Here is a 12,550-nt window from a genome sequence, read left to right as displayed (position 1 = left end):
AGGGCTGGATTCGCCGGTTCGAGACAAGGTATCTTCACACCATCATGCTCGCGTTGTTCGGTAGACCATTGACGACGGGCCAGCGGCGATTCCTGCTGTTCGTCACCCATCTTGGGCTCGCGGCCCTGTCCAATTGGTTGGCTTTCGTGCTGCGGTTCGACGAGGACATTCCTGCCGAGCAATGGAATCTCCTCGTAACCTGGTTGCCGTGGTTGTTGGTGATCCGTGCCCTCGCCTTCTATCGGTTCCGACTCTATGACGGGCTGTGGCGCTACACAAGCTTGTGGGACATACGGAACCTGGTCCTCGGCATCGCGGCCAGCACGGCGGTTTTTGCGGGGGTGGTCCGGTTCGGGTTGGGCATCGCGGCCTATCCGGCATCGGTGTTCGTGGTCGACGCGCTGGTGCTCCTCTGCCTGCAAACCGGTATGCGCGTGGCGCCTCGCGTGATGCGGGAGTTTCCCTGGATCGGCAAGGGTCGGAATCGGGTACTGGTCGTGGGTGCGGGCGACGCGGGCGCGATGATCGTACGCGAGATGCGGAACAGCCCGTCCTACGGTTATTGCCCCATCGGGTTCATCGACGACAACCCCGCCAAGATCGGCCATCACATCCATGGCGTGCCGGTCTTGGGAACCAGGGCCGACCTCCCGCGCATCCTCGCCGAGGAAGAACCGACCAGCGTCCTCGTCGCCATACCCAGCGCCGCCCCCGCGACGGTACGCGCAGTGGTGCAGGCCTTGGAACCGTTCCGTCTGCCCATTCAGACGCTGCCCAATCTGCGCGACCTGCTCCGTTGCCACGTGGAGGTCAGCCAGATTCGCAACCTCTCCATCGAAGATCTGTTGGATCGGGCCCCCGTGGATCTGGATCCGGAACCGCTCCAGCAGTCGGTGCAGGGGCAACGGGTGCTGGTAACCGGCGCGGGCGGGTCAATCGGCGCCGAACTCTGTCGGCAGGTGGCGCGCCTGTCTCCCTCCGTCCTGGTGTTGCTCGATCGATATGAAAACGGCCTGTTTGCCGTCGCGCGCGAACTTCGGGCGGCGGGCCATGATGTCGTCGTGCCTGTCGTCGGCGACATCACAGACATGGGCCAGATGAGTTGGCTGTTCGCCGAGTACGGCCCGACCCTGGTCTTCCACGCCGCGGCGCATAAACATGTGTCGCTGATGGAGGTCAACCCCTGTGAAGCGGTCCGCAACAATGTGACCGGCACCAGGATCGTGGCAGAGGCGGCCCACCGGCATGGGGTCGAGCGTTTCATCCTCATCTCCACCGACAAGGCCGTGAATCCGGTAAGCGTCATGGGCGCCAGCAAGGCGGTGGCGGAACTGCTGCTGCAGGAGTTGAGCCGTTCGTCGCAGACCATTTTCGCCAGCGTGCGCTTCGGCAATGTCTTGGGCAGCAACGGCAGCGCCCTTCCGCTGTTCCTGGAGCAGATTCGAGCCGGTGGCCCTGTGACGATCACCGATCCCGGCATGCGCCGGTACTTCATGTTGATCGGGGAGGCGGTGCACCTCGTGTTGCATGCGGCGCGGTTGGCGCGGGGCGGCGAGGTCTTCGTCCTCGACATGGGCGAACAGATCAGCGTGGTGGACATGGCGCGCAACCTGATTCGACTCTCGGGATTCGTCCCCGACCGCGAGATTGCCCTGACCTTTCTCGGACGGAGACCGGGCGAGAAATTGGTCGAAGAGCTGGTGGGCCAAGCCGAGCGGCTGGAGGCCACGGCCGTGCCGAAAGTGCTCTGTGTGCGGTTGGCCCGCGCGCCTGATGCCTCCCTCCTGCCCGCCCTCTTGGCTCGGCTCGAACAGGCGGCTGCGGAGGGGACCGTGGCGGACCTGCTGGCAACGCTCTGCCATATCCTCCCCTCCTACCATCCGTCGGATTCCGCTTCCGGTCGCCATGGCCTGCCGGCGGGGAGCGGCAACCAGCCTGATAGTACCGGCGAATCCGCTGCTCCCCGCATGCTTGCCGCCGGCCTGTCCCCAACCGGTTCGCCCGGACAGGGGTAACGGCTGGTGTGCCGTCCGAGCCCGTCGGCCCTTGTCTGTTCCTGTGTCCTCGTCTGCTGGTTGCTGTGGGGCGGCGCCGCCCTCGCCTCCAGCAACCTTCCCCTCCATCATTGGGCCTATGAGGCGATCGAACGGTTGATCGCGCTGAACGTCATCGACCGTGCCTTGATCGGCGCCAAGCCCTACAGCCGGAGGCAGGCGGCGGAGTATGTGGCCCGTGCGATCGAACGCGTGCGTGCCGATCAGGTGGCGATCGACGGTCGCGAGGCGGTCGCGGAACCCCTGCTCGAACGGTTGGCGGTGGAATTTCGGCCCGAACTGATCAGATTGGGTGTCGTGCGGGGCCGGGGCTTGGAAGGGCGTGAAACGTTTCGCTACGGACTGCGGACGCAGACCGAGGTGAATGTCTCATCGATCGGCGGCGGCCAGACGGTTCGGTTCCGCGAAAATCGTGGAGGCGAATACTACGTCAACGGAATCCAGAACCAGACCGACGCGCGCGGCTGGGTGGAGGTGAACGACTGGGCGGCCCTCATGGTGCAGCCCAAGTTCATCAGCAACCGCCATCTGTTGGGCATCGGCGCCACCAACAACAGCGACAACTTCTATCTCCGCGAGTTCAGCCTCAAACTGAGCTATGCCAATATCGCGCTGGAGGCGGGGCGTGGAACGCAGTGGTGGGGGCCTGGGTACCATGGGTCCCTGCTGCTGACCGACCATGCCTTCCCGATGGACATGATCAAGCTGGGCACCGAGCGGCCGTTTCAGCTGCCGGGGTTCTTGCGCGGGCTGGGCGACTGGAAGGTCAACTCGTTTCTCGCGCAATTGGAGCGCAATCGAGATTTTTCACGTGCGCGGGTGTTTGGCTTGCGCATCAGTTACCTGCCGGCCCCCTGGCTGGAATTCGGGCTGACTCGGCTGACGCAATTCGGCGGGCGCGGGCGGGACCAGTCCTTCCCCGGCGTGGTGGTCGATGCCTATCTTTCGGAACCCAATCAAACCGGCGATCGGGATGTGAACGAGCAGGCCATGGCTGATTTTCGGCTACGCATTCCGCGAGTGCCCTACCTCGTGCCCTTTCCCGCCGGGCTGCAGCTGTACGGAGAGATCGGCACGGAAGACAAATGGTCGCAATTACCGGTTCCGAGCCGGGCGGCGTTCTTGGGCGGCCTCTACATTCCGCAGGTGTTCGCGGGCGATACGCTGGACCTGCGTGTCGAATACGCCGACACGGATTTCGGGCGGCGGCGGCACCCCGAATTGCGGCAGGTCTGGTACAACAATTCGCCCTATACCAGCGGCATGCGGCATCGCGGGCTCCCGCTCGGCCATCACATGGGGACCGACGGGATCGATTTCTTCGTGCGCTCCACCCGCTACCTGACGGACGTCCTCCAGCTGGGGGCGAATTTCAACATTCAGGAACGGGACCGCGGGCAACCCATCCATGAACGAAAGCGAGAAGCCGCCCTCGACCTGACCTGGTGGTATTCCAGCCGGACGCAGTTCACGGTGGGGTACACCTTTCAACGATTGAAGAATCCGGGCCAGATTTCCGCCATCACGCCGTTCGCGGAAACCTTCGCTGCCGGAGTGGAGACCTCGAACCATTTGTTCTGGACTTCTCTGGCCGTGCAGTTCTAGGCTACCGGCTCGGCCGATGGCGCGCATAGCGCGTCGTCTTGCGCAGGGGGTGTGTGAAGGTATGGCACAGCCGGTTGTGTTTCGTCCGCGTCGGCATCCTCGCCCATTGCCGGGTCGATGGGTACGGGGTCTAGTGTGGGTCCTGATCGCATCCATGGTGTTGCCGCCCTCACTGCTCGCGCAGAACCTTACTCCGCAGACCGCGCCTCCGGGGCTGATGCAAACCCTGCCTCCTGGAACCGCCGTGCCGGGCATGACGCCGGGAGGGTTTCTCGCACCCGGTATAGGAGGCACGCTGGGGCAAGCGATCGTGACGAACCCGACGGCCCTGCAGCCGATCGTCCCGGCGCAAACTCCCTGTCCGCTGCCGCTGCCGCCGGACCTCACCTCCAAAGGCACGGTGCCCAACCTCAACGACTATTGGCCGGTGGAGCCGAGCAGTCTCCTCCCCAGTTCCATCGAACAACGGATGAAGCAGGAGCAGGAAGAGCGGGATCGCCGCCAGGAGAAGATCCAGGCGGACAAGGAGAAGCTCAGCATCGAATATCAGGTGCAGACCGAGCGCGAGAAAAAAGGCGTAGCGCAGTTGCCGTTCGGGCAGGGCATGGTGCCCGGTGTGCCGACACAGCCGGGACAAACGCCTCCTCAGCCCGCCGGCCAGCCGGGCCTTCAGCCCGGCGGTGGCCGTCCCTTGCCGGAGAAGAAGGCGTTTACAGCCGAGCTGTTGCGTCAACAGGATTTCAGCGTCGAGGAGGCCTTCGCGGAATTTTCAGTGTTGCACGGGGTCAAGAGCCGGCTGCGGCAGTTTGGCTATGACTTCTTCGATGCCCAGGCGAATACCTTCTCGCCGGTGCAGGATATTCCGGTCGGCCCGGATTTCGTCGTCGGCCCGCAGGACTCCCTGGCCGTCCACATCTGGAATGTCCCCGATCCCAATTTCAACCGGAGTTTCATCGTCCCGGTGGAGCGCGACGGCATGATCGTCATCCCACAGGTCGGCGCGATTCCGGTGGGCGGGCAGACGTTTTCGCAGGCGGAACGAACGATTCGGGCCAGGCTCGGCAACCTGCTGAAGCGGTTTGAGCTGCACGTGTCGATGGCGCGCATCCGCACGATCAAGGTCTTCGTGGTAGGAGAGGTCATTCGGCCTGGCGCCTATGAAATGAGTGCGTTGGCGACCACGTCCAATGCCCTGTATGCCGCCTGTGGTCCCGCCCGTTCGGGTTCGTTGCGTCAGGTGAAGGTGTTGCGGGACGGCGCCACGGTGGCGGAACTTGACCTCTACGACTTTTTCCTGCGCGGCGACCGGCGGTCGGATCAACGCCTGCAGTCGGGCGACGTGGTCCTGGTTCCGCCGCTGGGCCCCGTGGTGGCGGTCAGCGGGTCGATCAAGCGGCCGGCCATCTATGAAGTGAAACCGGGCGTGCGGCTGACGGAACTGCTCGACCTGGCCGGAGGATTGACGCCGCTGTCCGATCGGCAGCGTTGCCACCTGTTTCGGCTCGATCCGGAACGGGGCCGGATCATGGTGGATGTGGATCTGGTCGGAGCGTTGGCCTCGCAGGGACACGAAAAGAGCCGCCCGGGCGTGGCCGGTGGCGACCCCATCATTTTGGACGGCGACTATGTGCGCATCGGCATTCTCCCGACGCAGATCACCAATGTCGTGAGTCTCGTCGGGGCGGTGAAGAGTCCTGGGCCCTATGAGTACCGTCCCGGCATGAAGGTGAAGGACCTGCTCATCCACGATCAATTGACCATGGATGCCTATGCGGACCGAGCCGAAATCGTGCGGACCGATCCGGTGACCTATCAGACCAGGGTGATTCAGTTCAGCCCCAAAGCTCTATTGGAAGGCAACGACGCGGAGAACCATCTGCTGCAGCGGCTCGACCAAGTCGTCGTGGCCACGCAACAGCGGCCGCCGAATTTGGTGCTGGTGGAAGGGGAGGTCAAACGGCCGGGCTACTTCACGATCATGATGGGGGAGCGATTGAGTTCGGTGCTCAAGCGGGCCGGGGGCGTGACGCCGAATGCCTTTCCCGCCGGCCTGGTGCTCACGCGGGAATCGGTCAAGTTGCGGCAGCAGGCGGAGTTAGAGCGATTCGTAGCCTCGGAGCGTCAGCGGTTGACGGCCCAATCGGCAGGCGTGGCGGCCGGGGCGACGGGCGTGGGGCCTGCCGCCGCCTTGGCCGGACCGGGTGGATTGGCCGAACAACAAGTCCTCTCGTTGCGCCTGCAACAGCTGGAGGCGGCGGCTTCCCGTTTGGAATTGGGCCGTGTCGTCATCCGCATGGAATCGATCGAGCAACTCGAGGGGTCCGAAGACGACATCATTCTCGAAGCGCGGGATCGCATCACGATGCCGACGCCGTCGCAAACGGTCAGCATCATCGGGTCGGTGAAGAATCCCAGCACCGTCGTCCACCGGCCGAACTTGAGCCTGGACGACTACCTGCGGCAGGCCGGGGGGCTGACGGAGGACGCGAATCGGAAAGAGATGTATGTGATGCGGGCGAACGGGACGACCGATTCGGTCTACCTGGCGGTGAAGGACGTGCGGGCCGGCGACACGATCGTCGTGCCGCAGAAGATCGAGGCGCGGACGCCGCAATTGGCGCTGTGGCAGACGGTGGCCAGCATCATCGGGAGTGTCGCCTTGACCGCAGCGGGGATTGCCGTCGTCGGTCGATAGGGAGGACGTGACTCAGTCATGAACCGGGTCATGGAACCACCGGAAGTCGTCCTGACTCCCACGCGGGGAAATGGATCGACGATGCCTGGCCAGGAGAGGGCCGCGCCTCTCGACCTTTGGTCGCTGCTTGCCGCTCGACGGGGCTTGATCGTTGCGATCTTGCTGGTTTCGCTCTTGGGTGCCTTCGCGATCAGCCTGCTGGTGCTGCCGAAGGCCTATGAATCGACGGCGACGCTGCTGCCGCAACTGGATTCCAAGGAGGGTGGGAACCTCGCCGCCCTGTTGACCGCGACGGGCGCCGCCGGCAACATGGCCCAGAACCTGGGCATGGGCCTCCCGGCGATGCCGACCACGCCGAACGATGTGTTCCTGGCCATTCTCAAGTCGCGGGTCATGGCCGATGAGGTCATCACCAAGTTCAATTTGCTGGAAGTGTACGGCGAACCCACGATGCATGATGCCCGGCTCAAGCTGGCGGAGCGGGCGCACATCGTCCTCGCGAAGGAAAAGGTCATCAAGGTTACGGTGGAGGATGCCGATCCGAAACGGGCCGCGGACATGGCCGCTTTCTTCGTGGCCAACCTAGATCGCTTGAATCGCACCTTGAATGTCAGTAAGGCCGGCCACAATCGCGAATTCATCGAGCGCCGTCTGGCGGAGACGCAGACGGGCTTGGTGAAGACCGAAGAGGCCCTCCGCGACTTTCAGACCAAGAACAAGGCGGTGGCGGTCGAGGCCCAGTCCAAGGCCATGATCGAGGCTGCTGCCATGATTCAGGGACAAATAACCGCGCAGGAGGTGCAGTTGCAGGTGATGGGGACCTACCTCTCGCCGGACAATCCCGAGCTGGCTCGCGTCCGTTCGAGCATTGAGGAGCTCAAGCATCAGCTCGGCCTCTTGGAATCCGGAAAGGGAGGGAAGGGGCAACTGCCTGGGAGCCGACTCCATCCCGCGATGGTGACGGTGCCGGATCTGGCGCTGCAGTATGGGCGCTTGCTCCGGGAACTGAAGGTGCAGGAAACGCTCTATGCCCTCCTGACCTCGCAGTACGAGCAAGCCAAGATCACTGAAGCGCGCGATACGCCGACGGTGCAAGTGTTGGATCCGCCCGTACCGGGAGACAAGCCGATCAAGCCGCGGATCCTGTTCAATACGGCGGTGGCCGGTCTGGTCGGTGGTTGCGTGGCCCTCCTGCTGGCCTATGCGCTGGAGGCGCGTTCGCGCCGTACCCGTCTGCGGTGAATCCCCTCTTCCTAAATTGACGATTTCAAAAAGGCGATGCTAGAATGCCGCCTTGCAAATTCTGACATTAGGCCGAACGTCTCGGCCGACTACCATACACACTTACAGAGGAGAAAGGGATGGCTGTTCCAGTCTCCCAGATGTATACAGTCACGAAGTACGTCCTGACGCAGAAGCTGCGAGGGGTCAAGCGGTATCCGTTGGTCTTGATGCTGGAGCCGCTCTTTCGTTGCAACCTCGCCTGTGCGGGGTGCGGCAAGATCCAGTATCCGGACCACGTGCTGGATAAGCGACTGACGCCGGCTCAATGTTGGGCGGCGGCCGAGGAGTGCGGCGCGCCCATCATCAGCATTCCCGGCGGAGAACCCTTGATTCATCCCGAGATGCCGGAGATCGTCCGTGGGCTTGTGGCTCAAGGTCGGTACGTCTATCTCTGCACGAATGCGATCCTATTGGAACGGAAGCTCGACGAATACCAGCCGTCGAAGTTGCTGACCTTCAGCGTGCACATGGACGGCCTGCGGGACGAACATGACCTGGCTGTCTGCCGCGACGGGGTCTACGACGTGGCGGTCAAGGCGATCAAGGCCGCGTTGAAGCGCGGACATCGGGTCACGACAAACACCACGCTGTTCGATGATGCCAATCCGGAGCGGGTCAGGAAGTTCTTCGACGAAATGATGGCGCTCGGTGTCGAAGGCATGATGATTTCACCGGGATACAGTTACCAGAAGGCTCCGGACCAGCAACATTTTCTCAAACGCAGTCGCACCACCGAGTTGTTCTCCAAGATCCTGAGCAACCGGAAGCGCGGCTGGCAATTCAATCAGTCGCCGTTGTTCTTGGAGTTCCTGATGGGGAAGCGGGAATATCAGTGCACCCCTTGGGGGAACCCGACCTACAACGTGTTCGGTTGGCAGCGGCCCTGTTATCTGTTGCAGGAAGGGTATGCCTCCAGTTTTCATGAATTGATGGAGACGACGGATTGGGACGCGTACGGCACCGGGCGCCACGAAAAATGCGCCGACTGCATGGTGCATTGCGGTTATGAAGCGTCGGCCGTCGAGGATACCTTCGGCTCGCTGTCGGGATTCACCAAAACGGTGAAAATCACGCTGCTGCCGAATGCACGATGACGAGGGGCGACGGCCCCAACCCCCGCAACCGTGCGGCTCGACCGGAAGGACGGTCGAGCCGCTCATCGGCCATCACCACCACTACCATACAAGAGTCGCCTATGACTGACGCCAAGTACCATGCGCCTGAGCCGGGAAGTTTGGAAGGCCGCGTGTTTCGCCCTGCATCGCTCGAGGAACTCAAGGAGGCCGTGGAGTTGGCCTTCGATTATCGGGGCGATGTCACCGTGGAGTTGAGGAGCGGCGACCGCGTCACCGGCTACCTGTACAACCGCACGGCCACCGGTCCGCAACCGTCGATCGAATTGTTCCCGGCTACGAGCAGCGGCACGATGACGATCCCCTATTCCGAGGTGGCGGCCATCGCGTTTACCGGCGCGGATACGGCGAACGGAAAATCTTGGGAGATCTGGGTGGCCAAGAAAGATTCTGAACGCCGACGCGAGGCCGATCGTGTGGCGGCGGAAGCGCGTGCGCGCGGGCATTTGTAGTACGGCGATTCTGTTTTGCCGTCTCTTCGATCATTCCCCTCTGTTCTCCTCGCGGCGCCACGTTCATGTGCGCCTCCACTGCCTTGATTCATGCGGTCTTCAGCCCCCAGCCTCCAGCCGTTTGACCCTATCCTTTTGTTGACAAAGAGGGGGGGCTGTGCTAGAAGGATCGGCCTCAAATTTGGGTGCAGTTCGTGTTGGTGAGGCCTCTCAGAGCATGGTCTTCAGCAGGGTGGGAGTGAGGCCGCAGCTGATACGGACGGAGAGCCGGCGTATGTGGGGCAAGAGGCGATGGTGAGTCGCTCCGCATGGCGCCAAGTTGGTCGGTGGAGCCTGATCGGGGCGGCGTTGTTTCCGTCCCTATTGTTCGCGAGCCATGCCGCCGACCATCGATTTATGGTCGAAGGGTTTGTGTGCGGCAAGGACGGCAGGCCAAGCACGAAGACCGAAGTGCTCGTCAAGGATACGCGTGTGACGGTTGGTCAGACCGTGACAACGGACGACGACGGGTACTACAAAGTCACCCTGCATTTGCACAACGATAACCTTGGCGATCCGCTGTTAGTCGAAGCCGGCGGAGAGCAACAAAACTTTAAGATCCAGTTCGACCCAAACGACTTGGAGTCCGAACGGAAGCTTCGCGTCGATTTCGGAAGTGGGTGCGAGAGCGATCTCGGTCCTCCGCGGTGGTTGTTCTACGGACTGGGCGCTGCGGCTGTTGCTATTCTGGGATTGATTGGGCTAAAGATCTCACGCAAGCGGATGCGCGAAGAGCAACGGCGAAGGAAGGGGCAGGGGAAGCGGCAGAAATAGGGCACGGTCCGTGGGGCATTGTTCCTCGCCGGATCGAATCATTGACGTAGGCGGGGAAGTCCAATCGTGACCTCGTTGTGTTCTGAGTCTTGACGCTTTCACTGAGGCTGTTTTTGGGGCTTCAGGAAAGCGTTTTTTTCTGTCGAAGGCAATCGGTGTCGAAGCCTCTCAGGTTTCGATAGGAAGAAAGGAGTGGGGGATCGTCTATGAAACAGGTAGGCATGAAGAGATGGGCGTTTGCATTCGGCATTATGGGACTGAGTCTGGCTGCCGCTGCATGCGGTGGAGGTGAAGGGGGTGGTGAAGGCCCGATTGTTCCGCCGCCGCCTGCACCGGCTGAATATGCAGACAAGCACATGCCTGCCGGTTGGTGGACCGATCCGAAGATCGTCGAAGAGGGGCGCGAGCTGTATATCGGCGGGAAGAATCCCGACGTGAACTGTGCCAGCTGCCACGGCAAGGACGGCAAGCCCGTCAAGGCCGGTGCTCGCGACTTCCGTAACGCCGATCGGATGAAAATGTACTCGGACTCAGTCTGGTTCTGGCGGATCTCGGAAGGCGTGCCCAACACGAAGATGAAGCCCTGGAAGAGCAAGTTGTCCGAGGAAGACCGTTGGAAGATTCTGGCCTTTGAGCGGACCTTCGGGTTGTCGGGTAAGGGTTGGGATCCCAACAAGAAAGAGTGGGTTGCCGCTGATCAGGTGAAGTAGTTCATGTTGGGCTCTGGGCCAGTGGCGGGTCAATCGGCTGGAATGAGGAGGAGCGGCGAGACATCATGAAAATCTGGCAGCGCTGTTTGTTCGTTCTGTTCGCGCTTGTGGCGGTATGGGGAGGCGTGGCCTATGCGCAGGCTCCCAGTGCGCCACCCGTGGAATTCCCGTACACCGGGAATCGCACGGCGGTATGGATCGTCGCTCAGCTCCATATCCTCTTTGCGGGATTCATCCTGGGGGCTCCGATTTTCGTGGTGATCTCAGAGTGGTTGGGGTATCGCAAGCAGGATCCCCGCTACGACCGCCTCGCGAAGGAGGTCACGAAGGTCACGGTCATCCTCTATAGTATGACCGCGCTGACGGGCGGATTGTTTATTTTCGTGCTGTTGGCTACCTATCCGCAGTTTACGACCTGGCTGATCAATCATTTCTTTTTGATTTTTGCCGTGGTGTATCCGCTGTTGTTCATCGGCGAAACCATCGTTCTCTACATGTACTTTTACACGTGGGATGCGTGGAAGGGTGAGAAGAAGGCGCGGCACATCGCGCTCGGCGTGCTGCTGAATCTCATCGGGTCGATCACGCTGTTTGTCATCGACGCCCCGACCTCCTTTATGAATACGCCGGTGAAGGCCGAGGGGATTTCTCCAGCCGAATTTTTGGCGAGCGCGTCCCTTCTCGATAAAGTATTCAACTATAGCTGGATGCCGCTCAACCTGCACCGGTTGGTCGGGAACGTGACGTTCGGCGGGTTTGTGGCCGGTCTCATCGCCGCCTACATGTTTATGGGAGCGAAGAAGGATGAGGAACGTGCCTATTACGACTGGATGGGGTTTGTCGGCAATATGATCGGTGTCGGCGCCCTCTTGTTCCTGCCGTTCATGGGCTATCTCCTCGCCTATGAGTTGTGTGACTACGACGCTTCCATCTGTCCCTACATGATGGCCGACCAGCTTTCGATGTTCTTCGAAATGCAGGGCGCCATGATCGGCCTCATTTTCTTGGCCAGCAATTACTATATCTGGCTGAGCATGAAGCGGATCGAGGGCGTCGAAAAGGTTCGGATGACGATCATCGCTCCTCTGGTGATGGTGCTGCTGCCCATCGTGATGACGAAGGTACTCACGGATTACCCCGTGCCGGACCCGACTTCTCTGGCCTTCCTGTTGCCTCTGTTATTGGCGCCGGTGATCTTGGGGCGATTCATCCCCGTGACGGTCTCATCGAGCACGGTCATCAAGATCGGGTTCTTGATGGTGGTCGTGGGAAATGCCATTTGGATGACGCCGCACGGATTCGTGCCGACCGGCGCGAAGTTGGTGGCCGAGTTGGAATTGCCGTCCGATTGGAACTTTCTCGCATTGATGCCGGCCAAAAACTCCGCGGCCTTTACGTTGGTGTTCGTGACGGTCGTGAACTACGTCATCTATAACCGCGCGGTGTCCCAAGGGACGATCGTGTGGGGCAAGATCGACTTCGCCTCTCAGTTCGTCCTGGTCTTCCTGGCGTTCAGCGCCATCTGGACCATGGGGTTGATGGGCGCGGTGCGGTCCCTGTTGCGGAAGTACTTCCACACGTACAACCTGCTCCCGGACTTCACGGCCGAATCCTTCACGCCGACTCTGTCCTATTCGGCCTGGTGGATTACCGGCATTACGATCGTGTTTTACGCGGTGGTCAGTTTCGCCATCATCGTAACGTTGCGCCCGTCGGATTCGAAGGGCCATGCGCACGAGACGAGCCCTGTTCCGGCAGGGGCCAAGTAGATCGGTCACTCACTGGACGGGAGTTAAACGAGGGC

9 protein-coding genes are annotated in these 12,550 nt (G+C 61.5%); all 9 read left to right on the top strand.

What is annotated here, in order from left to right; all coding sequences use genetic code 11:
• Positions 1–44: 44 nt before the first annotated feature.
• The 9 genes from HRU82_07195 (at position 45) to HRU82_07155 (ending at position 12,515) form a co-directional block, all read left to right on the top strand.
• Positions 45–2,015, top strand: a complete 1,971-nt coding sequence (locus tag HRU82_07195) for a polysaccharide biosynthesis protein (GenBank protein ID QOJ34740.1) — start codon at positions 45–47, stop codon at positions 2,013–2,015.
• A 6-nt stretch (positions 2,016–2,021) separates the two neighbouring features.
• Positions 2,022–3,659 carry a hypothetical protein gene (locus tag HRU82_07190; protein ID QOJ34739.1) on the top strand — a complete coding sequence of 546 codons (1,638 nt, stop codon included), beginning with the start codon at positions 2,022–2,024 and terminating at the stop codon, positions 3,657–3,659.
• A gap of 61 nt (positions 3,660–3,720) precedes the next feature.
• Positions 3,721–6,354, top strand: coding sequence for an SLBB domain-containing protein (locus HRU82_07185; protein ID QOJ34738.1), 2,634 nt, complete (start codon positions 3,721–3,723; stop codon positions 6,352–6,354).
• Between the two features lie 18 nt (positions 6,355–6,372).
• Positions 6,373–7,596 (top strand): hypothetical protein, encoded by a 1,224-nt coding sequence (locus HRU82_07180; protein QOJ34737.1) that lies wholly within the window; start codon positions 6,373–6,375, stop codon positions 7,594–7,596.
• 119 nt (positions 7,597–7,715) lie between these two features.
• A complete protein-coding gene (gene hpnH / locus HRU82_07175; GenBank protein QOJ34736.1) occupies positions 7,716–8,732 on the top strand; it encodes an adenosyl-hopene transferase HpnH in 1,017 nt (338 codons plus the stop codon).
• Positions 8,733–8,833: 101 nt separating this feature from the next.
• Positions 8,834–9,223 (top strand): hypothetical protein, encoded by a 390-nt coding sequence (locus tag HRU82_07170; GenBank protein QOJ34735.1) that lies wholly within the window; start codon positions 8,834–8,836, stop codon positions 9,221–9,223.
• Positions 9,224–9,499: 276 nt separating this feature from the next.
• Positions 9,500–10,036 carry a hypothetical protein gene (locus tag HRU82_07165; protein ID QOJ34734.1) on the top strand — a complete coding sequence of 179 codons (537 nt, stop codon included), beginning with the start codon at positions 9,500–9,502 and terminating at the stop codon, positions 10,034–10,036.
• A 206-nt stretch (positions 10,037–10,242) separates the two neighbouring features.
• Positions 10,243–10,746 carry a cytochrome c gene (locus tag HRU82_07160; GenBank protein ID QOJ34733.1) on the top strand — a complete coding sequence of 168 codons (504 nt, stop codon included), beginning with the start codon at positions 10,243–10,245 and terminating at the stop codon, positions 10,744–10,746.
• Between the two features lie 65 nt (positions 10,747–10,811).
• Positions 10,812–12,515, top strand: a complete 1,704-nt coding sequence (locus HRU82_07155) for a cytochrome ubiquinol oxidase subunit I (GenBank protein QOJ34732.1) — start codon at positions 10,812–10,814, stop codon at positions 12,513–12,515.
• The last annotated feature ends 35 nt before the right edge of the window (positions 12,516–12,550 follow it).

The organism is Nitrospira sp., assembly GCA_015709715.1.
Taxonomy (GTDB): domain Bacteria; phylum Nitrospirota; class Nitrospiria; order Nitrospirales; family Nitrospiraceae; genus Nitrospira_A.
This window is presented reverse-complemented; position numbering and strand designations above follow the sequence as displayed.

Coding starts and splice junctions, on each gene's coding strand:
- HRU82_07195 (QOJ34740.1), top strand. CDS start 45: ATGCTCGCGTTGTTCGGTAGACCATTGACGACGGGCCAGCGGCGATTC.
- HRU82_07185 (QOJ34738.1), top strand. CDS start 3,721: ATGGCACAGCCGGTTGTGTTTCGTCCGCGTCGGCATCCTCGCCCATTG.
- HRU82_07180 (QOJ34737.1), top strand. CDS start 6,373: ATGAACCGGGTCATGGAACCACCGGAAGTCGTCCTGACTCCCACGCGG.
- hpnH (QOJ34736.1), top strand. CDS start 7,716: ATGGCTGTTCCAGTCTCCCAGATGTATACAGTCACGAAGTACGTCCTG.
- HRU82_07170 (QOJ34735.1), top strand. CDS start 8,834: ATGACTGACGCCAAGTACCATGCGCCTGAGCCGGGAAGTTTGGAAGGC.
- HRU82_07160 (QOJ34733.1), top strand. CDS start 10,243: ATGAAACAGGTAGGCATGAAGAGATGGGCGTTTGCATTCGGCATTATG.
- HRU82_07155 (QOJ34732.1), top strand. CDS start 10,812: ATGAAAATCTGGCAGCGCTGTTTGTTCGTTCTGTTCGCGCTTGTGGCG.